Genomic DNA, 26220 nt, shown 5'->3' on the forward strand with positions numbered 1-26220 from the left:
CACCCTCCACATCTTCTTCATCATTATTCTTCTACTACGTGTACTTTGAGCGTTGCTGTCACTTCATTGTGCAGCTTCGCTTTGATCTGAGTGACGCCCAATGCGCGAATCGCATCCATCTCCAGCTTGCGTTTGTCCAACTTGATGTTGAACTGTTCTTCCAAGGCTTGCACGACCTGCTTGCTTGAAATCGCTCCGAACAATCGGCCGCCTTCACCTGCTTTTCCTGTCACCTTGACAGTCAGCTCAGCCAATTTGGCACCCAGCTCTTGTGCGTCCAGTTTTTCTTGCTCTTTGCGTTTTTCCTCGCTGCGTTTTTGTGCATCCAAGGTTTTTACGTTGCTGTTTGTCGCTTCCTTGACCAAGCCTTTTGGCAAAAGGAAATTGCGAACATATCCTTCAGAAAGATCTTTCACTTCGCCTTTTTTTCCTTGGCCTTTTACATCTTGAAGAAAAATGACTTTCATCATCGTTTCCCCCTTTATAAAAATTGGCCTATACGACCGTATCAATCGCGTCTTTCAATCGGTTGACGGCTTCTCGGATGGAAATTCCGTCGATTTGAGTAGCGGCTCCATTCAGGTGACCGCCTCCACCCAAATGCTCCATAATGGACTGGACATTGATATCGCCGAGTGACCGAGCACTGATCAGGATCGTATCATCTGCGCGTCTGGCTACGACGAAGGATGCCTGAATGCCGGATAGGGTCAACAGCTGTTCGGCTGCTTGGGCGACTTGCACTTGGGTATACTCTTCAGTCACATCACCAATCGCAATCGCCATGTTATCGCGATAGGATTCGGTATTCATGATGATGCGTGCCCGCTTCACGTACTGATTCAAATCTTCCTTCAGCAAACGCTGTACTGCTGCCGTGTCTGCACCATTGCGGCGTAAAAACGACGCGGCTTCGAACGTTCTCGAACCTGTTCGGAAAGCAAAGCTTTTGGTATCAACCACAATCCCTGCCAAGAGCGCAGTGGCAATCAAACTGTCGATGTTCAGTCGTTCACTTTGATATTGCAACAGCTCGGTCACCAGCTCAGCCGTCGAAGAAGCATAAGGCTCCAAGTAGAGCAGTACTGGCTCAATAAATTCCTCAGAACGGCGATGGTGGTCGATTACCACGACACGGCTGGTTTCACCCAGCAGCTTTGGTTCAATCACCAGTGAAGGACGATGAGTATCGACGACGACGAGCAACGTGCGTCCTGTCACCAGACGAATCGCCTGCTCCGGAGTAATGAACGATTCCGCCAATTCCTCGTTGGCGTAGATCTCCCTCATCAAACGTTCTACAGAGTGATTTCCTTCATCCATGACGATGTAGGCTTGCTTGTTGTGCACCTGAACAGCCTTGAGGACACCCAGAGATGCACCGACAGAGTCCATGTCTGGCTGCTTGTGCCCCATAACGATGACGTGCTCTGCCTCATGAATCAGGTCACGCAGGGCATGGGCGATAACACGAGCACGAACGCGCGTCCGTTTTTCCACGGCGTTTGACTTTCCGCCGTAAAAAGTCAGCTTGTTGCCGATCTTGACCGCAGCCTGATCGCCACCGCGTCCCAGAGCAATGTCCAAGCTGGATTGTGCCATTTGCCCCAATTCGGCATACGTGTTGGCAGCAGCCCCCATCCCGATGCTAAGCGTAATCGGAATCTTGTTATCTGCTGTCATCTCACGCACGACATCGAGAATATCAAATCGGCTTTCTTCCAGCTTATCTAGTGTTTCTCGTTCCATCAACGCCAAAAACTTGTCAGAAGAGATCCGGCGCAGATAGATGCGATGCTTGTTGGCCCAGTCATTAATGACACCCGCTACACTCGTGGACAACAAGGTACGGCTTTGCTCATCCATCACTTGTCCAATCTCGTCCAGATTGTCCAGATGAATGATAGCAAGAGCTGCCTTTTCCCGATGATATCGGCTGGCCAGCTCCTTGTGCTCGGTGATGTCCCTGAAGTACAGCAAATACTCCTCATGCCGCACCAAAACCTCGTATACTCGTTCGTTGTACGTAAATTCGATCCGTTTCTGATCCGGCTTCCAAGTCAGTTGAGGAAAGACCTCTGTCAGACTTTTCCCAATGAGCAGCTCATCCCCGGACATATCTGTCATGAACGGATTTACCCATTCGATTGCCTTTTCCTCGTTGTACAGAAGGATCCCAATCGGCAATTCCTGAATAACGCCTTCGCCCGCTTTTTTCACCCGATGTGTAACCGTCGCGAGATAAAGACGTAGATCCCGTTGAAATCCTTTTTCCGCCTGGAGGGCATATAGCACTAGCCCAATCAAGCAGACGATGCCGATCGCCCCATACATCCAATGATGCAGGGACAAAATCCCCAGCAGCAGAAAGCTAAAGCAAAGTGCCAGGACCATATGCATCCCGTACCAACGCTTTAACAGGAACTTGGGCATTTCCTCAGCCCCTCTTCACTCTTGTTTCCAGCTTTTCGCGCAAACGTATACCCAAATCAAAGATGCCTATTAAACTCAGTATAGTGCTTAAGAACGGAAAAATAAATAGAGAGACAATAAGCACTGGAGTCATTCTTTTCCACCCGTACAGATCCGCCGCAAACAGACAAAAGCTGAGTCCCTGCAGGATAAAGATGACATCCAGGATCATTTTGAGGTTGTAAACAGCGCTTTCCCAGAATGTGTCCTTCAAGCCATTTCCAAACACCAGAATGCTGATCATGGCGATAAAGTAGTAGTACAGCAGAGATCTAGGAAAGTTCCACTGACGAATAGGCGGCAAGGCAGGTACAGGTCTTCCCAGTCGCTTGCCCAGCAGACGTGCCAGCCCATGTGTAATGAAGCTCTGGACAAAGCTGCTGATCACAAAAAACGCCGGGAGCACCATTTTGGCCAGCTCCATCGCCTGGGCGTATTCCTTCTCACTGACAAATTGTGGGCGTAGCTGATCAGCTTGTTTGATTAGTTCCTTAATGTCCACGTTCATCACAAACGTCAGGACGGCAAGCATCAGCACGTACCCCAAAAAAACAACGGCAGCGCCTGCAGTGAGCGCAGGAAGGGCCTTTCCTTTTTTGGAATACATGATGCCCATGACAGCTCCTAAAAACGCGGAAAGTAGGGCAATGGTTGCAGACGCAACTCCGTTAACGATCGATCCCAGGAGCGTAAATGCAATCGAGATCCAGACCATGTTGGACACGCTTCTGCGCAGGCCGAGCAGCAGAAAAGGCAGTGGTAAGAAAAACACGGTGACAATCCCTAGAATGGTATATGTACTAAGAAACAAAAAAACGAGCGCAATACCCAACATCAGGGCATTTTCGGCCAAATGCTTGGTTTTCGAAGGCATATCAGCACCTCTTTGATGAAAGTAACAAAACGTTTATCAGCGTTTTGTAGACCATGATTCATTCACTTCCATATGCTTGACACACTTCGCGAATCCTTTTTTCTTTAAATCACGATATGGAAAAAAGAGGGCCACGCAATTGTGTCCCCCTTTTATAACCTGTGTGAACTATTCAGCCGTGTAAGGCAGAAGCGCTACTTGACGGGAGCGTTTGATCGCTACAGTCAGCGCACGTTGATACTTCGCGGAAGTACCAGTTACACGACGAGGCAGAATTTTTCCGCGCTCGCTGATGAATTTTTTGAGCAAGTCTACATCTTTATAGTCGATGTGCTTGATTTTGTTTACTTTGAAAAAGCAAACTTTACGACGTTTATTTGGACGTCCTTTGCGTGCCATTTGAGTTCCTCCTTCTTAGGAAAAGTGAAGTTTATACGATCTTAGAACGGCAAATCATCATCCGATATGTTGATCGGCTTGCCAGCACTCGCGAAGGGGTCACCAAATGGATCATCGTTTCTCTGCGGAGACGGTCTGTTGCCGCCGCCAAAGCCTGGACCTGGATCGTATCCGGCATTGTCTCCACCACCTTCGTTGCCTCTTCCGCCCAAAAATTGAACGTTTTCAGCAACGACTTCCGTCACATATACGCGTTTTCCTTCTTTATTGTCGTAGGAGCGTGTTTGTAGACGTCCCTCGATGGCAGCTTGTCTGCCCTTGCGCAAATAGCTGGCACAAAGATCGGCAAGCTTTTGCCACGCGACAATATTGATGAAATCGGCTTCACGCTCGCCCGCTTGGTTGGTACGCGGACGGTTGATAGCCACGGTAAAAGTAGCAACGGCAACACCATTTGGCGTGTAGCGAAGTTCTGGATCTTTCGTCAGGTTGCCGATGAGAATGACTTTATTCATCTTGAGTCCCCCTCTGACCGAGACGACAATTACTGCTCATCACGAACGAACATGAAGCGGATAACGTCGTCGTTAATTTTCATGAGACGCTCTGCTTCCGCAACAGCATCTGGATTTGCGGTGAAGTTCATCAAAACGTAGTAACCTTCACGGAACTTTTCGATCTCATACGCAAGACGACGCTTGCCCATTTCTTGAAGTTTGGTGATTTCGCCACCGTAGTTAGTTACAACATCGCTGTAACGAGCCACATTGGATTTCACTTTCTCTTCTTCAAGGTCTGGACGCAACACGTACATCACTTCGTATTTACGCATACCTTTTCCACCTCCTTATGGACTTTAACGGCCCTTATTGGGCAAGGAGCGAGTGCTGATTGAACGCAGATAAATGCACTCCATTAATACTCGCATTATTAGATTATAGCAAACCGACTCTCTAGAATCAAGAAAATGTCTTAAACATTAAACCGGAAATGCATGACATCTCCATCGGCTACTACGTACTCTTTTCCTTCCAAACGGTACTTCCCGCGCTCACGTGCTGCAGCTACGGAACCCGCATCGATCAGATCGTTGTAAGCGATCACTTCAGCACGGATAAAGCCGCGTTCGAAGTCCGTGTGGATTACACCAGCTGCTCCAGGTGCTTTCGTCCCGCGACGGATCGTCCACGCGCGAACTTCTTGCACGCCTGCGGTAAAGTACGTAACCAGACCAAGCAGCTCATAGGCTGCGCGAATCAGACGGTCGAGACCGGATTCAGAAAGTCCCAGTTCTTCCAGGAACATTTCCTTGTCCTCGCCATCCAGCTCGGCGATTTCTGCTTCAACTTTCGCGCTGATGACAACGACCTGCGCACCTTCAGCAGCAGCGTGCTCACGTACCGTCTGGACATGCGGATTGTTGTCCGCATCAAGAATGCCATTCTCTGCCACGTTGCATACGTAGAGCATGGGCTTGATAGTCAAAAGATGCAATTCGCGCACCCATTTGCGTTCTTCGTCATCCAACTCCACACTGCGTGCAGACTGTCCTTCTTCAAAAGCAGCCTTCAGCTTTTCCAGAACGTCAAGCTCTTGTTTGGATTCCTTGTCTCCTGCTTTCACCTTGCGTGCGATACGCTCGATGCGGCGCTCTACAGAATCCAAGTCTGCAAAAATCAATTCCAGGTTGATCGTCTCCATATCGCTCAGTGGATCGACGCGTCCGGATACGTGTGTAATATTTTCATCTTCAAAGCAGCGAACGACGTGTGCGATCGCATCTACCTCTCGAATATGACCCAGGAACTGGTTGCCCAAACCTTCGCCTCGGCTCGCCCCTTTTACCAGACCCGCGATATCTACAAATTCAAAAGCAGTCGGAACTACTTTGTTAGGTACAACAATTTCAGTCAATTTGGCCAATCTTGGATCTGGTACTTCCACGATCCCTACATTGGGGTCGATCGTACAGAACGGATAGTTGGCCGATTCTGCACCTGCTTGCGTAATAGCGTTAAACAGTGTCGATTTACCTACGTTAGGCAGACCAACAATCCCACAAGATGCACCCATCTATATACACTCCTTATACTCTTCCTGACATCCTTTTAAGTATATAGATTTGCATTTGAGAATACAATTGTCTCCTTGTGGCAACTTTCGTCCTCCTTCCTCCTTTAAACCATATGACAAACTGGTGAGACAAAAAAAGAAATGCTAGACTGGGAGGCAATGCGAAAGAAAGAGCGGAAGTACGAAAGGATGGAATTGATGAAATTGCTGATTCTTGGCGCCACAGGTCGCGTAGGCCGCCAGGTGCTGAACAACGCAATAAAGGATGGTCATCAGGTGACCGTTCTTGTCCGTTCAAAAGACAAGCTCTCAGATCTCGAACCAGGCCTGTTTGAAATCGTCGAGGGCAACGTATTGAACGCTTCTGATGTCGAAGCTGCCATGAAAGGCGCAGAGGCGGTCATCAGCGCCTTGAGCACGGATGGTGCGGACGTCTTGTCCCAAGGTCTCCCACTGGTTATCGGGACCATGAAAAAGGCGGGCATCTCGCGCATTGTAACCGTAGGGACTGCAGGCATTTTGCAAAGCAGAGTCTCCCCAGACTTGCTGCGCTACCAGTCCAGTGAATCGAGGCGCTCCCTGACTCGTGCTTCCCAGGAGCATCATCAGGCCTACTCGCTGCTGGAAGCTTCCGGCTTGGACTGGACGATTGTTTGTCCCACCTACCTGCCTGAAGGAACTCGCGTAGGCAGCTATCGTATAGAGGCCGATTATTTACCGGAGAACGCAACGGAAATTTCCGTATACGACACCGCTGACTTCGCCTATGAGCAGTTGTTTTCACAAAAGCATCTGCACACACGGGTAGGAATCGCCTACTAAGCCTTTCTGGCCTTGGCTAAAAAGGCTCCCTCTCCAGTCGCGGAAAGGGAGCCTTTTTTTCTGCTTCAGACATTCATTTCTTACTTCTCGTTTACCAGCTTCTCCAGCTCATTTAAGGTTTCCTCAAAAATCTCCATCGCTTGTTCAATAGGCTTGGAGGTAGACATATCTACACCTGCTGCCTTTAGAACTTCAATTGGCGGTGCGGAATTGCCCGCTTCGAGGAAGTTAGTGCGAATCCGATCTACCGCTGGCTGTCCTTCATCCATCACCTGCTTGGCGAGGGCTTGCGCTGCAGCAAAGCTGGTCGAGTATTGGTACACGTAGTATTGGTAGTTAAAGAAGTGAGAAACGCGCGCCCATTCCATCGCGATCTCATCGTCCGAAACCATGTCCTTGCCATAGTACTTTTTGTTGATATCCAGGTAAATTTTCTTGATGGCCTCGGCGTTGAGGGATTCTCCTGCCTGCTCGCGATCATGAATGGCTTTCTCGAACTCCGCAAACTGCGTCTGACGGAAGAGTGTAGAACGGAAATTCTCCAGGTACTGGTTCAACAAGTACATCTTCTCTTCCTTCGTTTTCGCTTCGGCATACATGCTCTTGAACAACAGGGTTTCGTTCATCGTTGATGCCACTTCTGCTGTAAACGTTGGGTAGTTTGAGGAAATGTACGGTTGATTTTTGTTGGTGTAGTACGACTGCATGGCATGCCCCATCTCATGGGCGATCGTGTACACATCGTCCAGCGTCCCTTGATAGTTGAGCAATACGTATGGATGCGTATCATACGCTCCCCACTGATAAGCCCCGGTTCGCTTGTCATCTGTAGAATAGACATCTACCCAGCCAGCATCCATTCCTTCTGCCAATACAGATACGTAATCGTCTCCCATGGCTTGCAAGCCGTTGACGACCATTTTCTTGCCTTCCTCAAAAGGAATGTACCGGTCATCGGACTCCACGATGGGAACGTAAATATCGTACATGTGAAGCTCGTTCACACCCAACATCTTTTTCTTCAAGGAGATATAGCGATGCAAAAGCGGCAAATTGTCGTTCACCGTATCAATCAGCTCGTCGTACACATTAGTTGGAATATTGTTGGGCGTCAGGCTAGCTTCCAGTGCAGATTTGTAATTGCGTACGCTTGCATAGAAATTGTCTGCCTTTACCTTTGCCCCCAATGTCTGGGCAAATGAGTCCTGGAAGTTCAGCAAAGAGCTGTAGTACGCCTTGAATGCCTCTTGGCGAACACGCTGGTCCTTGCTTTCCATGTAAGAGATAAAATTGGCACGCGTCAATTGTACCTCTTGCCCTTTCTCATCCTTGATTTTAGGGAACTTCACATCTTTCGAAAGCATCCCGTATATCGTGGTTGGCGAATTGGCCAATGGAGAAGATTTGGCCAGCAGCTCCTCCATTTCTTTGGACAGGGAGTGAGGCTTGTTGCGCAGCATGTCTTCGATCACGAGCTTGTATGGTTCCAGGCTCTTGTCAGCCAGCAGAGTTTTCATCTTTGCATCCGGGATCGCTACGATTTCAGGTTGAATCCAGGCTGTTTTTTCGGAAACCAGCGTGTACATTTTCTCTGCGCGATCGGACAGCTCTTGCAGCTCGGAATTGGCTGAGTTCACGTCCAGGGCCATATTGGCATACACGTAAGCCTTGTCGTTGATGCGCATCATTTCGACATAGTCCTCAAAAGCTTTCAGCATGGACGCTGCCGAATTCCCCAGCTTGCCTTGATGCTTGGTATACGCTTTGGCCAGCTCTTCTACCTTGGCTACGTCCTTTTCCCACTCTTTCACGCTCGGATAAATATGATCAAGTTTCCATTTGTATTGGTCAGGGATTTCAGCGCGATTCTTGTATTCAGGCGCGCTTTCAGCTGCAAAGGCTACAGCAGGTGAGCTGTAAGGAATGAATGGAGCAGATACGGTAGACAATGCAATCGCAACAGCTGTAACAGAAGCAAAAACATGTTTCTTCAAAATCAGTCTCCCCTTTCTTAATTATCATTGCCAAAATATAGTTATAATAATTATCTTTACCAATAGAAAATCCCTGCTTGTTAATAAAATATTCTTAACATTCATTAAGTAAAGTTATTTTATCCAGAGTTATCATTATTTTGTGGATAAAGTTGTGGATAACTTTACTAAACATACCTGTTTGTCCTCCTTTTTGTCTCATGTGCTTGATTATTCGCATAAAAGTTGTCCACATTTTCTGTGGATAGCTTGTGTATAACTTATTTTCATCAAAACCGTGACACCCGCCCATACCTCTTTTCATGTTCTGACATAGCATAGGTATTGAATCTAGGGTAGGAGGTGTTAGCAAGTGGGTATCTTTAACGGCTTCGACGACTTCGCGCTGATTTTGGTTCTCTTTATCCTGCTCGTGATCGTTGGTTGTGACTGCGACTAACCATCCCGCTGTGATCCGGCTTATCTGAAGGTAAGCGGATCTGCTTTACCTTCACTATCACTATAGAAACATAGCATCGTTGTCTATCCACAGTTAGACTTCATTGTGCTAACTTTATAGCCAATCCGACCATGATCCGTCATACCATCTGTACGATCAACGGAATTGTACAACTGAAAAAGGATGCAGCCCACAGGCTTGCATCCTTTTTTACATCTATTCACTTAACGATCACCTGTGGAAAAACTGGACGACTGTCCCGGATTGCGATTTGCTGCCAAATCCTCGACCTTGCCAGCTATCACATGAACTTGGTACGTCGTGTGGGGCTGCCATTTGCCCCCTTTTGGCTTTACCGTCAGCATGCGTTTGGTCTTGTTCCATGTGCTCGTATAGACCACTTCGTTGCCCTTGCTATCCCGGATTTGTACAAGTGTGTTTGCATTCTTGCTGGTCAATGCCTCCCCATTGGTCAAAACGACATCTTCGACAAATTGAAAGGTGAGCTTTTCCTGCAGTTTTACCTTTTTGGCGCCGTTTCCAGGCAAAATGATCGCTTGCGGAGCTATCCGATCGACCGCCTTTTTCGTCGTAAACGATTGGCTTACTTTTGGATTTTGTTGTGACCGCCCGTTCATCAATTTTTTCTCCACCAAAGTAACGGTGTACTGCTGTCCTTCTTCCAGATTACCCACTGGGTCTATCGTGATCGTCCGATTGTTTTTGTTCCATTTTGCCGCGAATTTGACATTCTTGTTCTTTTCATTTTTCAATTGAACGAATGTCGAGACGGATTTGTCTGTGAGCGGTTTTTTATTTTTCAAAGTGACCGTCTCACTAAATTTCATGACGATCAGCGTGTCTGTTGCGACCTCTTTGGCTCCTTGAGATGGGGATATGCTCACTATCCATCCTCCATCACTCTTCGCCAGAGCTGACTGATTGGAACCAAAGCCGATTGCCAACAACAATACCGTCAAACAAACTAACTGCATCCACTTTCTTGCCTTTGCACCCATCTTATCCCTCCCCATTTACACGTGGGATCCTCCGTTTTTCTACTGGCAGATCTCCATCGTTAGGGGAATTGTAAAAAAAGACAGAAGGGTCGTTCAAAAATGTTTTTTAGGATTGTGTATCTTCCGTTTCTGGTGCCTGTATCAGAATTTTTTTTAGTTTGCGTTCGAATTCCAACCGCGGAATCATGACACTGTGTTCACATCCCGTGCATTTGATCCGGATATCCATTCCCATCCGAATCACTTTCCAAGCATTTGTTCCACAGGGATGCGCTTTTTTCATCTGTACGACATCACCCAATCCAAACTGCTTTCGCTCCATTATGAGTACTCCTTTCCGGCATGCTCCTGTCCTTTACTTGGCATCGCAACAATTTTTTGATATGGAATCTGTATGCCTCTCTTCGTAAATTCCGTCCTGATCATCGCTCGCATATTGCGGCTGACGCCGTGGTGCGTATTCGGCTTGCATTCCGCTGTAATGCGCATGACTACTTCGGAAGGACCCAGAGCCTGCACACCCAGAATTTGCGGATCTGCGACGACATCAGGCAATTCTGTTTTCACCTGTGTCATGATGTCCTTCAAGATGCTCTCGACTTGCTTGAGATCCTCCTCGTAGGCTACGGATACATCGACGACTGCCAGCGTATTGGCCAATGAAAAATTGGTCACCTGATTGATCGTTCCATTCGGGAAAATAAAGACCTCTCCCGTCCAGCTTCGAATCCGAGTGATCCGCAAGCCGATCTCCTGAACCGTTCCCGTCATATTGTTGATCGTCACGAAGTCTCCTACCGCGAACTGATCCTCAAAAATAATGAAAAAGCCGGTAATGACATCGCGCACCAAGCTTTGCGCTCCAAATCCAACCGCCAGCCCAAGCACCCCTGCACTGACCAGAACAGGTCGCAAATCAATTCCCATCTGCTGTAATACCATTAGCAAAGCGAGAAAATAGATCGTGTATTGCGCGACGTTATTGACCAGAACACGCATCGTGTCCACACGTCGCTGCTCCATTTGCAGCTTGTTTCCCTGACGATGGCGAAAGACCTGATTCACCGCCGCCTGAACAATCGAGACGAGAATACGCGACAAAATAATTATCGCGATGATTTTTAAGACAACCAGCCCGATCTCGATCCACATATCGGTATTGGTTACATACTCGAAGACTTTATCATAGAAGCTTCCGAAGAAGTTTTTTCCCTCCATCACACACACCCCTTCAATTCTCCATTTTCGTCTATTTCCTGATATCGACCAGAAAATGAACGGAAATAGCCGCGTATCGTCACCTGCTGTTCTTCCATTACGTCTCTTCCTTGTTTGTAATCAGAAAGTGAAAACTCGATCGAAAGGGCACACCCAGCTGTGATCTCCTTGGGCGTAGGTCTCGTATCAATCTCTATGTCTGCGTACTCCAGCAGCATTTCTGCCCGCAATGCCTGCTGCGTGGAGTCAAATGCAATCAGGACAGTCTCTCCTCCCACCCTGCTACCTCCTTCACAACCGGTCCACCGACCAGAATCGTACTCCTATTGTACCTGTTCATCTTTTCACATGCCAGTTTCGCTGATTTTTCTAAACCTCCGCAACCTTCCCATTAGCTGGTATAAAAACGAGATCTCGGTACTATACTGTGAATACTTTAACCATTTTTTTGGGCCAAGACCGCAAGAGTGGAGGTAGCCATTCATGAATACGTTCAACCAGAGTAACAACTGTTTTTTGCCACCCTTCAAGGTGGAATACCGCAGTGAAAACGCTGATGATCAGCTGGCTCAACACCTTGCGCAGCGCTTTCGATTAAAACCCTATGACAGCGATATGGTGATCGTATGTATCGGTACGGATCGCTCGACCGGCGATGCATTGGGACCTTTGGTAGGCAGTAAATTGCAAACGCATGCATCTCGCCATCTTCAGGTATACGGAACACTGGAAGATCCCGTCCATGCAATGAACTTAAATGAAAAAATGGACTTTATTCAGAGCACTCATCCCCAATCCACCATCATTGCCATCGATGCCTGTCTGGGTCAGTTCAGCAATGTCGGCAACATCAATGTAGCCAACGGCCCGCTTAAACCAGGGGCCGGGGTAAAAAAAGATCTGCCTTCTGTCGGGACCTTTCACATTACAGGCATTGTCAATGTCGGCGGCTTCATGGAATACTTTGTTCTGCAAAACACACGTCTTGCCGTTGTGATGAAAATGGCTGAAATCATCGCTTCCGGCATTTACAAAGCATCCTCGCTTTCTTCGGGAGAACCCCGTTTAGGATCTGTGCTGCGGGACTAGTCCTCTGGCATAGGGAAAGACTTGTTCGCCTCACGAATGTGGGCAGACAAGTCTCTTCTTGCTTCAAAAGCATTTATCCGCATACGGCCTGACAGCTCGGCAGCATTTCTACTGTCATCGGTGTATGGGAAACCACTTCTCCATCTGCTTGAACAAACAAGGGGTTTTGCGATTGAATGTGGATATGCCTTCCGCGAAAAAAACGAACCCCCGGATGCTTGGCGTGCTTACCCGAAAAGATCAACGGAAAAGCAAACAGAAGCTCCCAACGGCTGACGTTGCTGACGACGCAAATTTCTGCCACTCCATCATTAGGCACCGCATCCGGACAGATTCGCATGCCCCCTCCAAAATTCGGTATATTTGCGATAGCGATCAGCCATACCTTCTGCACGTGATAGGTTTGGCCATCGACGACCAGATGCACATCGCAAGGCTGAAAGGAGCGAATCACACTCAGAACAGATAACACATATGCCACCTTGCCAAGCTTGGTTTTATTCAACCATCCCTTGTATGAGGCTTCATTTGTCTTTTTGGCCACCAGCGCGTCAAAGCCTGCTCCTACCACATTTACCGCGAATCGCTCGTTTATTTTGATCAAATCAATGGTTTTCCTCGATTCTTCCTTTAAAATGCGAGTTAGGGCCTGAACAGGCTCTTCTGCCAGACCATGGCCTTTTGCATAATCATTCCCTGAGCCTGCCGCCACCAGTCCAAACAGACACGGCTTGCCTGATTGCTGTATGCCATTCATGACTTCATTTACAGTTCCGTCTCCGCCTACCGCGATGATTTTCGTTACTCCCTCTTTTTGAATCAACTCAACAGCCAGTTTCTGAGCTTCCCCTATCCCAGATGTCTTCCGCACCTGATAATCGACTCCTAGCCCCTTTAACGTCGGCTCTAACTGCTTCCATGTATCTCTTCCTTTGCCACTTCCGGACATCGGATTGACAATAATCCCAAGCATGACATCCTCTCCGCTCTTGTTTGCTGTAAGAACGTCCTGTGTTCGCGTTTCTTCATTTATTATCGCATGACCTGAATAGTGTGAAAAGAAAGCAAGGAAAAAGCCCTCCTTGATTCGGGAGAGCCCAGTTTCAATCATGGTTCAGAGAACGGTAGATAGCCATGCAGCAAACGGCACACCCAATGCGGCAATGACGAGAGCAGGCAGCATATTGGCCACCTGAATTTTTTTCAGCTCCAAAATGTTAATACCAATGGCGATGATCATCAGGCCACCAACAGCCGTTACTTCAAGCAAGATCGCATCCAGCATCTCCTGACTGACCAGATTGTTTATTTGTGTGGACAATAGAGCAATCAATCCCTGATACACAAAAACCGGAATGGCTGAAAACAGCACGCCTATTCCCAATGTAGAGGTAAACAATATAGCCGAAAATCCATCCAACAATGCTTTGGTGTACAGGATGTCGTGATTGTTGCGCAATCCGCTATCCAATGCGCCCAATACTCCCATAGCACCAATGCAATAGACAAGCGTTGCGGTCACAAATCCGGTAGCAATGCTCCCCTCTTTATTTCCACCTACTTTACGCTCCAGCCATTTGCCCATTTGATTCAAACCGTGATCGATTCTGATCCATTCCCCCATGATGGCTCCTACCACGATACTGACGATCAACAGTAGAATATTATCCGTCCCCAAAGCCATTTTGATGCCCAATACGATCACCGCTAGTCCAATACCTTGCATGACGGTTTGCCGAATAGATTCTGGTATGCGAGTCAACAAACGTCCCAACAAGGCGCCTGCTATGATTGCTACAGCATTGACCAGGGTTCCCAACAAGATCACAAGATTTCCCCCTAATAGTGCCTCTCTCTATCTATTAACCTTCTATCTAGCGAAATGCAGCTGCGATTTCGCTAACGGCTTCAATGAGGATTTCTACGTCTTTTTCCGTATTAAAAATGCCATAGCTGGCCCGCACTGCACCCGTTTGTTCCGTACCTGCCGTCTGATGTCCGAGCGGCGTGCAATGATAGCCTGCACGCGTAGCGATGCCATACTGCTGATCCAGGATAAACGATACCTCTGAAGCATCGACACCTTGAATGTTAAACGATACGACACCGACCCGCTTCGTTTCCGATCCTGGCCCGTAAACCGTAACGCCTGCTACTTTTCCCAAGCCCACGATTGTTTTTTTGACAAGCTCCCATTCATGCTGGCCAATGTCCTCTACGCCTTTTTCCATGACGTACGAGACACCTTCCAGCAATCCAGCCAATCCAACTGTATTTACCGTTCCACTCTCGTAGCGGTCCGGACGTGTCGTCGGTTGTTCGATCGCCTCTGACTGACTGCCTGTCCCCCCGTGAATCAAGGGCTCAAGATCAATATCGCCGTGAACATACAGTCCGCCAGTGCCCTGTGGTCCATACAGTCCTTTATGACCTGGAAAAGCAAGCATATCGATTTTCATTTCTTCTACATGAATCGGCAAAACACCAGCCGTTTGGGAAGCATCTACTAAAAACGTAATTCCGTGCTGCTTGGCCATTTCACCCAGCTCCGCAACAGGTAAAATCACGCCGGTCAGATTGGAGGCATGGCTGATCGCCACCAGACGCGTATTGGGACGGATGGCCTGCACGAAATCCTCCCGATGAAACAGCTGATCGCCTCTAGGTTCCACATAAGTCACTTCTACCTGTTTGGTTTTACTCATGTACTCAAGTGGACGGCGAACAGAATTGTGCTCGACGGATGAGGAGATGACGTGATCTCCCTCTTTCAAAAAGCCTTTTATGGCTTGATTCAGCGCCTGAGTTGCATTGAGATAAAAAAAGAGGTTATTCGGGTTTTGAATCCCAAACAACCGCGATAACTGCACCCGTGTACGAAATACCGTTTTGCTCGCTTTCATCGCCAGGGCATGTCCTCCCCGGCCAGGATTGGCTGCAAAGTCTTCGATGACTTCTGCCATCTTTTCTTTGACACCAGGCGGCTTCGGCCAAGTCGAGGCTGCGTTATCCAAATAAATGATCGCCATAGCTACCTCCTAGACTCCTTTTTCTATAACCAGGATATCTAAAATCCGTTGCAAATCTTCGGGCGAGTAAAAATCGATTTCGATCTTCCCCCGCTTTGTCCCTTTTTTGATCTTTACGGAAGTCCCAAACCGGCTGCGCAGCTTCTCTTCCATTTCGATCAATACAGGCTCGTTTTTCGACGGCTTTTTCTTTTTTGTTTCACGTGAAACAGTAAGCTGCTTCACCATTTCTTCCAATTGGCGTACGTTTAGACCCTTGTCGATCACGTCTTTCGCCAATTGGAGCTGCACCTGTTCTTTCTCTACCGTCAGCAGCGCTCGGGCATGTCCCATCGTGATAGCGGATGTAGAAAGCAGATGTCGGATTTTTTCTGGAAGCTGCAAAAGACGAAGCATATTGGCTACATGAGGTCTGCTTTTCCCCACCTTTTTGGCCAGTTGCTCCTGCGTGTACTCATGATGAGAAATCAGCTTCCCATACGCTTCAGCTTCTTCCAATGGATTCAAATTTTCTCTTTGCAAATTTTCGATCAACGCGATCTCCATCAGCTGTTGATCGGAATACGATTTTACGATAACCGGCACATTTTTTAACCCAATGGATTTCGCCGCACGCAATCGTCGTTCACCCGCAACCAGATCATAGCCCTTGATACTTTTCCGAACAATCAAAGGCTGTACGATGCCATGCTCCGTAATCGACTGTGCTAACTCTTCAATGGCAGCCGGCTCAAATTCCTTACGGGGCTGGTACGGGTTCGGACGAATTTCACTGATTGGAACCTCTTTTACTTGCTCTCCTTCCTCGATGAGGTTGGAGGTTATAAGCGCATTCAGCCCTTTTCCCAAACCTCTTGTCATACCCCTACCACTTCCTTCGCCAAGTCTGAATAGACCTCCGCACCTCTAGAACGTGGATCATACGTAATAATGGCTTGTCCATGTGATGGCGCCTCACTCAAACGAACATTCCGCGGGATAATGGTTTTGTATACTTTTTCCTGGAAATACTTCTTCACTTCTTCAATGACCTGAATCCCAAGGTTGGTACGCGCATCCAGCATGGTCAGAACAACGCCCTCGATAGCCAATTGTGAATTGAGATGCTTTTGAACGAGTCGAATCGTATTGAGCAATTGGCTAAGACCCTCCAGCGCATAATACTCGCATTGGATCGGAATCAGCACGGAATCAGCAGCTGTTAGTGAATTAACCGTTAAAATCCCCAGTGAAGGCGGACAATCAATGATCACGTAGTCGTATTTGTCTTTCACAACCTCCAGCGCTTTTTTCAAACGTACTTCGCGTGAAATGGTTGGAACAAGCTCAATCTCTGCACCTGCCAATTGAATTGTGGCCGGAATGATCATTAAACCCTCAATTTCAGTAGGCAAAGTGGCATCAACGGGGCTGATGTCGTTGATCAGGACATCGTAGATACAGTACCGCACATCGGCTTTATTCACACCAATACCACTAGTGGCGTTTCCTTGTGGGTCAATATCTACCATGAGTACTTTTTTCCCCAATGCGGCCAGACAAGCGCTGAGATTAACGGACGTAGTTGTCTTCCCGACGCCGCCTTTCTGATTCGCTACCGCAATGATTTTACCCAACTTCTCCACCTCATTTTTTTCGTGTAGGAAAGGAAGCCGAGCCTCTCTTTCCACTCGCATGTAAACCGAATAGCTCTACTCCTATTTCCTTTTTCACCGTGTACTTTTCATGTTACCAGATTTACTACCCTGCCGTACTCTGTTTTTTGCTGGATGTGCAAAGAATAAGCCTTGCGAACGATAGATAGAATGAAGTTCCCTGAATGATTAGGGATTTTTTCCGATACTGCCAAAAAGAAAGGCGGCTTTTTCGCCACCGTCTATCCACAAAAGAATTGCTTTTCGAATCTTCTATTTGCCAGCTTCCTTACTCTTCGGTATTCGGATCGTGAATTGATAAAATTCTTCATGATCCTCCTCATCTGTGTGTACTGGAAGCCCCGTCTGCATGACCATATCGATCGACTGTCGAACCGTATTTATTGCAATGCGTGCATCTCGGGAGAAAGCTTTCCATTTCGGTCGTGAATCCTTCTCCTTTTTGGGTTTATCATCCGCTTCCAGCAGCTGCTTGACTCTTACCTCTGTCTGCTTTACATTCCATTCCCGTTCGAGAATCTCTTGCATCACCTTTAGCTGCAAGGTTTCATCCTTCAATGGAATCAAAGCACGTGCATGACGCTCCGTTAGCTGACGAGCCATCAACGAATCCTGAATCGGTTGAGGCAAATTCAATAGTCGCAGCTTGTTTGCTACAGTCGATTGACCTTTTCCCAAACGTTGAGCAAGACTCTCCTGTGTCAAATTGTGCAGATCAATCAACTTTTGATAAGCTACCGCCTCTTCAATGGCAGTCAAGCCCTCTCTTTGCAGGTTTTCGATGAGCGCAATCGATGCTGTCTGGGCATCGTTAAATTCCTTTACGATCGCAGGAATTCGCTCCATCCCTAATTTTTTGGTCGCTCGCAAACGCCGCTCTCCGGCAATCAATTCATATCGACCATCTCTGACCCGAACCACGATCGGTTGAATTAATCCATGTGTACGAATCGTCTGACACAGCTCATCAATTTTTTCGTCATCAAATACCGTCCGCGGCTGGTATGGATTGGGAACAATATCCTCTACGGGTATCTGACTAATTTCTTCGTTGTCTGTTTTCTCGCCCAAGCCAAATATACGAGAAAATGAATCTCTTACTGCCATACCAAAATCCCCCACTTCTAACCGTTCCGTCCGCTTTTCCTTCGTGATCAGGGTTGTCCTTCACATCAGCCTAGACTTTGGGACATCGTCACCCAGTAGTGTCTACAATCCTTCGCAGGTGTAAGCTGTAGACATTCCCCTTTCATTCCTGCAAGAAAGTCAGTTTTATTACACTTCTCAAAAGCAGTTTTTTCTCCCATTCCAAGCGAATGAAACGTTTGTCCTGACGCTTCAGCTGGAATTACGGTAAAAGCCCTGAGAAAAAATAAAGATTCGGATGTTTTGTTGATCCCGAAGTTCATTGCGATTTCTTTTCTATTTGTAATTCTGCAATATTCGTCCAATTCCTGCTGACAAAATTGTTTCACGTGAAACATCCATGACATTTACCTGAAGATACTCTTTACAAAAATGCTTAGTTGTCACCTTCTTCCTCCAAACTGTCCTCTTCTTGCGGATGCTTGGACGCATGAAAAAGTTTAGGAAACAGCTTGTGCAGATCCAGGATCAAATAAGCAAACAATGAAGCTACAGTCGCCGATACATACATACCGGCGCTGAACATCAATCCGATCGCAGAAGCCACCCACATTCCTGCTGCTGTGGTGAGGCCCTTTACCGATCCATTGGACTTAATAATCGCACCTGCACCCAGAAAGCCCATACCTGTCACGACCTGTGCAGCTACACGTCCCGGATCATGATTTACTCCATTGGAAGAAAAACCGTAGATAGAAGCTAGTCCAAACAGACAGGAACCAAAGCAAACCAGGCTATACGTGCGAAATCCCGCTCCTCTTTGACGATTGACATCCTTGATAAAACGCTCCCTTTCCCACCCCATCACGGCACCAGCTAAAAAAGCCAGTATTAGACGAAGCAATATCTCTGGAAGCTCCGCTGGAAAAAATGCCACAATCGTCGCAAACATATAGAATCATCTCCTCATGTTGTTCGAAACCACGGAAAAGTTATCTATATGTATATGCGTGGAGTAGTGAGGCTATGCACCACCTGAACGATGCGACCTTCCCATAAGAAAACCTCTATCGAGGCCTATTCAGGGAGGAGCGACCGCGTTTTAGCGGAATGTTTTACCGAAATAATGCTAGATGCAGACTGCAGACGCTGAGGCACCTTGTCATGCAATTAAACTTTCTTACACGTAGAAAAAAGCCGCGTAGGCGCGGCTCTCTCTCATTAAATGATTGGTTTCTTAGCAGGTATTCCAGCTTTACGAGGATAATTTTTCGGCGTGTGCTCCACCTTTTCCATAATGACGATGTTCCGCTCCCCTGCATCCTCCATGAGATGAAACGATTCCACTTTGCGTGTTTTGCCGCCCAGTGTTTTAATCGCCTTTTTGGCTTCGTTCAACTCAGGTGTGATCTCAGAGCCTTTTAAAGCAATAAAATGGCCCCCGACTTGAGCAAAAGGCAAACAGAACTCAGACAACAAATTCAAACGGGCAACTGCACGCGCCACAACCAATTGGAAGGCTTCCCGAAATGCAGGTTCCTGTCCGCGATCCTCGGCACGGCCGTGCACCGGATATACATGCTCCAGTCCGCACTCATTTGCAACATGCTGCAAAAAGCTCATCCGTTTGTTCAATGAATCGATAATCGTCATTTTCAAATGAGGAAAACAAATTTTCAAAGGGATGCTGGGAAAGCCAGCACCTCCTCCGATATCTACCGCCGATTCGACCTGGTCAAAGGGAAAGTAGAAAGCAGGTGTTATCGAGTCGTAGAAATGCTTGTTGTAGACCTGCCCCTCTTCTGTAATCCCAGTCAAATTCATCTTTTCGTTCCATTCCACCACCAGGCGAAAATAGAGATCGAATTGCTCCATCTGCTGGGCAGACAGTTCAATTCCTTTTGCATATAAAGCCTTGGCAAACTCTTCTCTTGTCATCCGCTACTCTCCTTACTCAGCCGCTCCTACGCGATTGTACTGTTCCAGATAAATCATCAAAACAGAAATATCAGCAGGATTGACTCCGGAGATACGTGCCGCCTGCCCAATATTCAACGGACGAATCCGACTCATGTTGTCGCGAGATTCCTTCGCCATACCGGAGATTTTGTGATAATCGATATCTTCGGGTATGCGCCGCTCCTCCATCTTTTTCATCCGCTCTACCTGCTGCAGCGATTTGCGAATATATCCATCGTACTTGATTTGAATCTCTACCTGTTCCGTGACATCCTCAGAAAGCTCGACTGGAGCAGGTGCCATTTGAGCGATATGGTGGTAGTTTAACTCTGGGCGACGCAACAACTGAGCCAGTTCGATCACTTCTGTCAGCTCAGGGGAACCCGCCTCGCGCAAAACCTCTTGCACATGTGCCATATCCGGGCGTACACGCGTGTTGAGCACACGTTCCTTTTCCTGTTCGATGAGATCACGTTTTTGGATAAAGCGCTGGTAACGCTCATCGCTGATCAAGCCGATCTCGTGGCCAATATCAGTCAGACGCAGATCCGCATTATCGTGGCGCAATAACAGGCGATATTCAGCACGCGAAGTCAACAGACGATAAGGTTCATACGTCCCTTTTGTGACCAGATCGTCAATCAGTACGCCAATATAGGCCTGTTCCCGCCCCAGAATAACGGGAGGTTTTTCCTGTACTTTTCTGGCGGCATTGATTCCAGCCATCAGGCCTTGGGCAGCAGCCTCTTCATAGCCGGAAGTACCATTGATTTGTCCCGCTGTAAAAAGGCCCGGCAGCAATTTTGTTTCCAATGAAGGCCACAGTTGAGTAGGATCGACAGCATCGTATTCAATGGCATAGCCTGGACGCATCATTTTCGCATTCTCCATCCCAACCATCGAGCGAAGCATCGAAAGCTGCACATCTTCGGGCATACTCGTGGACAGCCCTTGCACATACATTTCTTCCGTATTCCGTCCTTCTGGCTCAAGGAAAATCTGATGGCGTGGCTTGTCGTTAAAACGGACTACCTTATCCTCAATCGATGGGCAGTAACGTGCTCCCGCTCCCTCGATCGTTCCCGAATACATCGGTGCCCGATGCAGGTTGCTGTTGATCAGTCCATGCGTCTCCTCGTTGGTATACGTCAGCCAGCAAGGAAGCTGGTCGGTATTAAATTCAGTCGTTTCATAGGAAAAGGCGCGCGGAACCTCATCACCTGGCTGAATTTCCATTTTGCTGAAGTCCACACTGTGCTTGTGAACCCGCGGTGGTGTACCTGTCTTGAAGCGCTTCAATTCAAAGCCGAGCTCCTTGAGGTGATGCGCCAGTCGGATAGATGGACGCATGTTGTTCGGGCCGCTTTCGTATTGCAGGTCACCCAGAATAATTTTCCCGCGCAAATAGGTGCCTGTCGTCAGTACGACTGCCTTAGCACGATAAATCGCGCCATTCTGTGTCAAAACGCCCTCACACACGCCATCGTTGACGATCAATTCGTCAACCATCGCCTGACGAAGAAGCAAATTCGGCGTATTTTCGATCGTTCTTTTCATTTCATGCTGGTACGCAAATTTGTCAGCCTGTGCGCGCAAAGCATGAACAGCTGGCCCTTTTCCCGTATTCAGCAGCCGCATTTGGATGTGGGTTTTATCCGTATTCCGGGCCATCTCGCCACCCAGAGCGTCCAATTCACGAACCACATGCCCTTTCGCAGGTCCCCCTACGGATGGATTGCAGGGCATGAAAGCAACAGCATCGAGGTTGATAGTCAATAGCAAGGTTTGGCAACCCATCCGAGCAGCTGCCAGCGCGGCTTCACTACCCGCATGGCCCGCTCCGATCACGATCACGTCAAACGAGCCAGCTTCATAGGTCGGTACTTCGTTCATCTGTAAACCCTCCTTTGTTCCTCTATTTCCTATTTACCCAAACAAAACTGGGAGAAAATCTGGTCAATGAGATCCTCGCCGACGCTCTCGCCGATCACTTCACCTAACAGCTCCCACGCTTTTTTAATATCGATTTGAATCATATCGACAGGCATCAACTGATCGATTCCCGTCAATGCATCGTCCATCGCCCGTTCCGCTTGACGCAGCAGATTGATGTGACGTGCGTTGCTCACATAGGTCAAATCATCCTGCTGTACGCGTCCTGTGAAGAAAATATCGGCGATTGCCTGCTCCAATAAATCAATTCCCGTCTCCTTCTGCGCGGAAGTCATGATCAGCGGCTGGTCAGGGAAATGACGCTTGATCTCCTCCAGATCGATTTGCTGAGGAAGATCGAATTTATTTACGATGACAATGACCTGAAAGCCTTTGGCCGTTTCAAAAATCGCATAGTCATCCGGCCCCAGCTTCTCGTTGTAGTTGACGACGAGCAGCACCAGATCAGCCTTTTTCAATAGCTGCCTGGACTTTTCGACACCGATTTTCTCCACGACATCCTCTGTATCGCGAATACCAGCAGTGTCGATCAAACGCAACGGTACTCCACGTACATTGACGTACTCTTCAATCACGTCCCGCGTCGTTCCCGCTACGTCCGTAACAATCGCCTTCTCCTCCTGAACCAGGCTGTTTAACAGAGAGGATTTCCCGACGTTGGGACGTCCGATAATAGCGGTTGACAGGCCCTCACGCAGGATTTTTCCCTGCTTGGCTGTCTGCAGCAGCCGCCCTACCTCTGCTTTTACCTCCAGGCACTTCTCGCGCAGGAAATTTTGCGTAAATTCCTCTACATCGTGCTCGGGATAATCGAGCGTTACTTCTATATGAGCCATCGCTTCAATCAGGTTTTGCCTCAGCTGTCGGATCAAACGGGACAGCTTTCCCTCCACCTGGTTGAGCGCTACTTTCAATGCGCGATCAGTCTTTGCACGAATCAAATCGATTACAGCCTCTGCCTGAGACAAGTCTACACGTCCATTTAAAAATGCACGCTTCGTAAACTCTCCCGGCTCCGCCAATCGGGCCCCGTGATCCAGGATCAGCTCCAGCACCCGCTCGACCGATACGATTCCTCCGTGACAGTTGACCTCAACAACATCCTCCCGCGTAAACGTTCGCGGTGCCTTCATGACGGAAACCAGCACTTCTTCCACCCGATCACCTGTCTGTGGATCTACCAGATAACCGTAGTGAATCGTATGCGTGTCCACAGTGGACAACTTCTGTTTCCCTCGATATATATTATCCACAACTTCGATCGCTTCCGGTCCACTTACCCGGATGACGGCAATCCCTCCCTCACCCATCGGTGTGGCAACTGCCGCTATCGTATCGAATTTCATTGTTACTCACCTCTTGCTTTCCAGACCAAACGAGTCAGCCACTAACTTACTAGCTTAACAGATCCAGCTTAAAAATTCCAAGTGAAAACTGAATCCCAAACGCTTTCCAGCACATGCCAACAACAATAAGCAACCTTCATTTTCCAAGGTTGCTAGCGTATTGGTTATCCACAGTATGATCCTTTTTTCGTACCGCCAACCCTTGCAGTACTTATCCACAGTGGACAAGTTTTTTGTCACCTAAGAGGGCTATTGGAGATATCCCCAACCCATTGTACCAAAAAATTTCTGTCCTGCGATGAGGAATTTCCATAAGAAAACCTCGATCGATTCATGCTTGAGGACGAGCGAACCGACAACCCCATTTTAGCGGAAAGCTTTTGACGGAACTGTATTACGCATAGGACACGAGTTTCGCTTCTACGATCTTTCGCTATTCCTTTTGCGCTTTGGCGCACATTAACGTTTCGTTTCAAACTCAAAAAAAAAAAAGAAGCCTAGCGAGAGGCTCCTTTTGCGGCAATAACGATATATCGATTGGGTTCGTCCCCTTCGCTAAACGTCACCACATCATGACGTTTTTGCAAAAAGGCGTGAATCACTTTGCGTTCAGCAGCTGACATGGGCTCCAAACGAACGTTCTGTTTGGTGGAAATGGCCTTCTTCGCTACCCGGTCAGCCAGCTGCTCCAGTGTTTCCTTGCGGCGCAGCCGGTAATTTTCAGCATCCAACGTGATACGAACATGTTTGTCCGCATGACGGTTAGCTACGACATTTACAAGATACTGCAGTGAGTCAAGAGTTTGTCCCCTGCGGCCAATAATAATTCCGAGATTGGTCCCCTGGATGTCAAACAGCATGCCTTCTTCGTTGGGACGGGACTCCACCCGAGCATCTACCTTCATTTTGGTCAGTACATCCTGAAGAAAGTTACGTCCCTCTACAACCGGGTCAAAGTGAAATTCCACTTCTACTTTGGCATCCTTGGCGCCGATCAGTCCAAACAACCCTCGGCTTGGCTCCTCGAGCACCCGAACGCTTGCCTTTTCACGAGGCACACCCAATTCTAGCAAAGCTTTCTGCACAGCATCTTCTATCGTTTTAGCCGTAGCAACCGCCTTTTTCACTTGGAGGCTCCCCCCTTAGGAGTTGGCTTTGGATTTTTATCGCCTTTATCACGGTACAGGAAATACGTTTGAACGATGGTGAACAGGTTACCGTACACCCAGTACAGGGAAAGTGCAGACGGCAACGTAACACCAATAGCCAGGATCATCAGAGGCATGATCACAATCATCATTTGCATTTGTGGATTGCTCTGAACTGTTTGTCCCATCATCTTGGATTGCAGATACGTCGTAACGGCTGCAAGAACAGGAAGGATGTAGAACGGGTCCTTGGCACCCAGCTCCATCCAAAGGAACGTTTGGGTATTAATTTCGTGTGTTCGAATGATCGCATGATAGAACGCGATCAGAATCGGCATTTGCACCAGAAGTGGTAAACAACCGGCCAGCGGATTGACGCCTTCCCGTTGGAAAATAGCCATGGTTTCCATCTGAGCTTTTTGCGGATCGTTTTTGTACTTCTCACGGATTTTTTGCATTTCCGGTTGAAGTTCCTGCATTTTCTTGGAGCTTTTAAGCTGCTTGATCATTAACGGCAACACGATGAGTCGGATGATAATCGTAGCGACCAAAATCCCCAAACCGTAATTGTTGCCAAGTATCAAGGCACTCTCTTTGATCAACCAGGACAAGGGGTATACAAAATACTTGTCCCAGATCCCGGTTGCATCTGGCCCGATTGGCTCAGCTGTCGCCGGGTTACACCCAGACAAAACCAAAACAAGCAAGGCCAGCATCAACATGCTGAGGGTACGTCTACTCAAGGGATGATCCTCCTTTTCCCCGCTTCAATAGAGATGTAATGTAATTATTCGCGTTTTTCCGGAACCAGATCGATCCCGCCGGGGTGAAACGGATGGCATTTCAAAATTCGGCGTAATGCCAGCCATCCCCCTTTCAACGCGCCAAAACGTCGTACTGCTTCGATCGCATAATAGGAACAGGTGGGGGCAAATCGGCATGTAGGCGGTTTCAGCGGAGAAATGAACTTCTGGTATCCCCGAATCAGCCAGACCATCATTTTGGACACTGCCTTCACCCTCTTTTTCCATTATGTACGGGTGCTTGTTTGATCACTTTGGCTCGCTTCATTACATGCAAAAGTGACTGCTCAATTGTCTCAAGCGACATCTGCTCCACTCCTGGTCGGGCGATGATTACCAGATCCAGCCCCTGCGGAATGGATGCTTCCAATCGAGCCACCGCCTCGCGAATGAACCGCTTGACCCTGTTGCGGATAACGGCGTTGCCGATTTTTTTGCTTACAGAAATTCCGACGCGAAAGGCAGCTTGTCCCTCCTGCTTGGCAGAATACAAGACAAATTGCTTATTGGCAGCGGAAGTTCCTCGTTGAAACACTGCCTGAAAGTGCTCATTCTTTTTGAGCCGATGCGAACGATGCAAGGTAAACAACCCCTAACATCACAATTATAGTAGAAAAAACAAACAGCATCTACCAGTATATCCTTGTTTCGCCCACTTTTTTCCCTGATAGATAATCGATTGTCAGAAAAACCTAGAAAAAGACAATAAGAAAACCTCTATCCGAGGCGTATCCAAAACGGTCAACCACGATTTAGAGGTTGTTAATTCCGGCAGTTTCTGGCCGAACACCAAGCTTCTATAGAAGGTCTTTTTGTTCTATTTATACTATCTTCCGCTAATC

The 26220-nt window shown here is 47.9% G+C and carries 30 protein-coding genes; 3 read left to right on the top strand and 27 right to left on the bottom strand.

Going from position 1 to position 26220, the window contains the following annotated elements:
* Positions 1 to 23: 23 nt before the first annotated feature.
* The 7 genes from rplI to ychF form a co-directional block, all read right to left on the bottom strand.
* Positions 24 to 467, bottom strand: a complete 444-nt coding sequence (gene rplI / locus EDM52_RS13545) for a 50S ribosomal protein L9 (protein ID WP_122909518.1) — start codon at positions 465 to 467, stop codon at positions 24 to 26.
* A gap of 28 nt (positions 468 to 495) precedes the next feature.
* Positions 496 to 2433, bottom strand: a complete 1938-nt coding sequence (locus EDM52_RS13550) for a DHH family phosphoesterase (RefSeq protein ID WP_122909519.1) — start codon at positions 2431 to 2433, stop codon at positions 496 to 498.
* 4 nt (positions 2434 to 2437) lie between these two features.
* Positions 2438 to 3346: a DUF2232 domain-containing protein gene (locus EDM52_RS13555; protein ID WP_122909520.1), complete on the bottom strand. Its 909-nt coding sequence runs from the start codon at positions 3344 to 3346 to the stop codon at positions 2438 to 2440.
* Positions 3347 to 3514: 168 nt separating this feature from the next.
* Positions 3515 to 3745, bottom strand: a complete 231-nt coding sequence (gene rpsR, locus EDM52_RS13560; RefSeq protein ID WP_122909521.1) for a 30S ribosomal protein S18 — start codon at positions 3743 to 3745, stop codon at positions 3515 to 3517.
* 41 nt (positions 3746 to 3786) lie between these two features.
* Positions 3787 to 4260, bottom strand: a complete 474-nt coding sequence (locus EDM52_RS13565) for a single-stranded DNA-binding protein (RefSeq protein ID WP_122909522.1) — start codon at positions 4258 to 4260, stop codon at positions 3787 to 3789.
* Positions 4261 to 4289: 29 nt separating this feature from the next.
* On the bottom strand, positions 4290 to 4577 hold the full coding sequence (rpsF, locus tag EDM52_RS13570) for a 30S ribosomal protein S6 (RefSeq protein WP_122909523.1): 288 nt from the start codon (positions 4575 to 4577) through the stop codon (positions 4290 to 4292).
* 140 nt (positions 4578 to 4717) lie between these two features.
* Complete coding sequence (gene ychF, locus EDM52_RS13575) at positions 4718 to 5818, bottom strand: redox-regulated ATPase YchF (protein ID WP_122909524.1); 1101 nt, start codon at positions 5816 to 5818, stop codon at positions 4718 to 4720.
* A gap of 198 nt (positions 5819 to 6016) precedes the next feature.
* Here ychF and EDM52_RS13580 point away from each other — a divergent pair, with 198 nt between their 5' ends.
* On the top strand, positions 6017 to 6640 hold the full coding sequence (locus EDM52_RS13580; RefSeq protein WP_122909545.1) for an NAD(P)-dependent oxidoreductase: 624 nt from the start codon (positions 6017 to 6019) through the stop codon (positions 6638 to 6640).
* Positions 6641 to 6720: 80 nt separating this feature from the next.
* Here EDM52_RS13580 and pepF read toward each other — a convergent pair whose 3' ends face one another.
* Complete coding sequence (pepF, locus tag EDM52_RS13585; protein ID WP_122909525.1) at positions 6721 to 8634, bottom strand: oligoendopeptidase F; 1914 nt, start codon at positions 8632 to 8634, stop codon at positions 6721 to 6723.
* A 352-nt stretch (positions 8635 to 8986) separates the two neighbouring features.
* On the opposite strand from pepF, the gene EDM52_RS13590 reads away from it, so the two are divergent.
* Complete coding sequence (locus EDM52_RS13590) at positions 8987 to 9073, top strand: YjcZ family sporulation protein (protein ID WP_017246824.1); 87 nt, start codon at positions 8987 to 8989, stop codon at positions 9071 to 9073.
* A gap of 224 nt (positions 9074 to 9297) precedes the next feature.
* Here EDM52_RS13590 and EDM52_RS13595 read toward each other — a convergent pair whose 3' ends face one another.
* The 4 genes from EDM52_RS13595 to EDM52_RS13610 all read right to left on the bottom strand — a co-directional run bounded on the left by EDM52_RS13595 (position 9298) and on the right by EDM52_RS13610 (position 11588).
* Entirely contained in the window at positions 9298 to 10092 is a 795-nt protein-coding gene (locus EDM52_RS13595) for an Ig-like domain-containing domain (RefSeq protein WP_122909526.1), read from the bottom strand.
* Positions 10093 to 10198: 106 nt separating this feature from the next.
* Entirely contained in the window at positions 10199 to 10414 is a 216-nt protein-coding gene (locus EDM52_RS13600; protein ID WP_122909527.1) for a DUF951 domain-containing protein, read from the bottom strand.
* Positions 10414 to 11310 (bottom strand): mechanosensitive ion channel family protein, encoded by an 897-nt coding sequence (locus EDM52_RS13605; RefSeq protein WP_122909528.1) that lies wholly within the window; start codon positions 11308 to 11310, stop codon positions 10414 to 10416. Before EDM52_RS13605 ends, EDM52_RS13600 begins: the two co-directional genes overlap by 1 nt.
* The gene (locus EDM52_RS13610) at positions 11310 to 11588 is read right to left on the bottom strand and encodes a putative Se/S carrier protein (protein ID WP_122909529.1); all 279 of its coding nucleotides are present in this window, start codon (positions 11586 to 11588) and stop codon (positions 11310 to 11312) included. The genes EDM52_RS13605 and EDM52_RS13610 overlap by 1 nt, the downstream gene beginning before the upstream one ends.
* 205 nt (positions 11589 to 11793) lie before the next feature.
* Between EDM52_RS13610 and yyaC the strand changes: the two genes are divergently transcribed.
* Positions 11794 to 12399 carry a spore protease YyaC gene (gene yyaC / locus EDM52_RS13615; protein ID WP_122909530.1) on the top strand — a complete coding sequence of 202 codons (606 nt, stop codon included), beginning with the start codon at positions 11794 to 11796 and terminating at the stop codon, positions 12397 to 12399.
* Positions 12400 to 12472: 73 nt separating this feature from the next.
* On the opposite strand, the gene EDM52_RS13620 is transcribed toward yyaC, so the two are convergent.
* From EDM52_RS13620 to rnpA, 15 genes are all read right to left on the bottom strand, one after another.
* The gene (locus EDM52_RS13620; RefSeq protein ID WP_245996912.1) at positions 12473 to 13510 is read right to left on the bottom strand and encodes a diacylglycerol/lipid kinase family protein; all 1038 of its coding nucleotides are present in this window, start codon (positions 13508 to 13510) and stop codon (positions 12473 to 12475) included.
* A gap of 3 nt (positions 13511 to 13513) precedes the next feature.
* Entirely contained in the window at positions 13514 to 14227 is a 714-nt protein-coding gene (locus tag EDM52_RS13625; RefSeq protein WP_122909532.1) for a DUF554 domain-containing protein, read from the bottom strand.
* 46 nt (positions 14228 to 14273) lie between these two features.
* Positions 14274 to 15428, bottom strand: coding sequence for an aminotransferase class V-fold PLP-dependent enzyme (locus EDM52_RS13630; RefSeq protein ID WP_122909533.1), 1155 nt, complete (start codon positions 15426 to 15428; stop codon positions 14274 to 14276).
* 9 nt (positions 15429 to 15437) lie between these two features.
* On the bottom strand, positions 15438 to 16289 hold the full coding sequence (locus EDM52_RS13635) for a ParB/RepB/Spo0J family partition protein (RefSeq protein WP_122909534.1): 852 nt from the start codon (positions 16287 to 16289) through the stop codon (positions 15438 to 15440).
* Positions 16286 to 17044 carry a ParA family protein gene (locus EDM52_RS13640; protein ID WP_122909546.1) on the bottom strand — a complete coding sequence of 253 codons (759 nt, stop codon included), beginning with the start codon at positions 17042 to 17044 and terminating at the stop codon, positions 16286 to 16288. The genes EDM52_RS13635 and EDM52_RS13640 overlap by 4 nt, the downstream gene beginning before the upstream one ends.
* Positions 17045 to 17335: 291 nt before the next feature.
* Complete coding sequence (noc, locus tag EDM52_RS13645; RefSeq protein ID WP_122909535.1) at positions 17336 to 18190, bottom strand: nucleoid occlusion protein; 855 nt, start codon at positions 18188 to 18190, stop codon at positions 17336 to 17338.
* A gap of 65 nt (positions 18191 to 18255) precedes the next feature.
* Positions 18256 to 18558 (bottom strand): hypothetical protein, encoded by a 303-nt coding sequence (locus tag EDM52_RS13650; RefSeq protein ID WP_148038757.1) that lies wholly within the window; start codon positions 18556 to 18558, stop codon positions 18256 to 18258.
* Positions 18559 to 18605: 47 nt separating this feature from the next.
* Complete coding sequence (locus tag EDM52_RS13655; protein WP_122909537.1) at positions 18606 to 19121, bottom strand: MgtC/SapB family protein; 516 nt, start codon at positions 19119 to 19121, stop codon at positions 18606 to 18608.
* A gap of 269 nt (positions 19122 to 19390) precedes the next feature.
* Positions 19391 to 20107: a 16S rRNA (guanine(527)-N(7))-methyltransferase RsmG gene (gene rsmG / locus EDM52_RS13660; RefSeq protein ID WP_122909538.1), complete on the bottom strand. Its 717-nt coding sequence runs from the start codon at positions 20105 to 20107 to the stop codon at positions 19391 to 19393.
* Between the two features lie 12 nt (positions 20108 to 20119).
* Positions 20120 to 22021 (bottom strand): tRNA uridine-5-carboxymethylaminomethyl(34) synthesis enzyme MnmG, encoded by a 1902-nt coding sequence (gene mnmG / locus EDM52_RS13665; RefSeq protein ID WP_122909539.1) that lies wholly within the window; start codon positions 22019 to 22021, stop codon positions 20120 to 20122.
* Positions 22022 to 22050: 29 nt separating this feature from the next.
* On the bottom strand, positions 22051 to 23427 hold the full coding sequence (mnmE, locus tag EDM52_RS13670) for a tRNA uridine-5-carboxymethylaminomethyl(34) synthesis GTPase MnmE (protein WP_122909540.1): 1377 nt from the start codon (positions 23425 to 23427) through the stop codon (positions 22051 to 22053).
* A gap of 497 nt (positions 23428 to 23924) precedes the next feature.
* On the bottom strand, positions 23925 to 24554 hold the full coding sequence (gene jag, locus EDM52_RS13675) for an RNA-binding cell elongation regulator Jag/EloR (protein WP_122909541.1): 630 nt from the start codon (positions 24552 to 24554) through the stop codon (positions 23925 to 23927).
* On the bottom strand, positions 24551 to 25318 hold the full coding sequence (gene yidC, locus EDM52_RS13680; protein ID WP_122909542.1) for a membrane protein insertase YidC: 768 nt from the start codon (positions 25316 to 25318) through the stop codon (positions 24551 to 24553). Before yidC ends, jag begins: the two co-directional genes overlap by 4 nt.
* Positions 25319 to 25362: 44 nt before the next feature.
* A complete protein-coding gene (gene yidD / locus EDM52_RS13685; RefSeq protein ID WP_276531912.1) occupies positions 25363 to 25575 on the bottom strand; it encodes a membrane protein insertion efficiency factor YidD in 213 nt (70 codons plus the stop codon).
* Positions 25576 to 25589: 14 nt separating this feature from the next.
* The gene (gene rnpA / locus EDM52_RS13690; RefSeq protein ID WP_122909544.1) at positions 25590 to 25958 is read right to left on the bottom strand and encodes a ribonuclease P protein component; all 369 of its coding nucleotides are present in this window, start codon (positions 25956 to 25958) and stop codon (positions 25590 to 25592) included.
* Positions 25959 to 26220 lie beyond the last annotated feature (262 nt).

The organism is Brevibacillus invocatus, from assembly GCF_003710915.1.
Lineage (GTDB): Bacteria > Bacillota > Bacilli > Brevibacillales > Brevibacillaceae > Brevibacillus > Brevibacillus invocatus.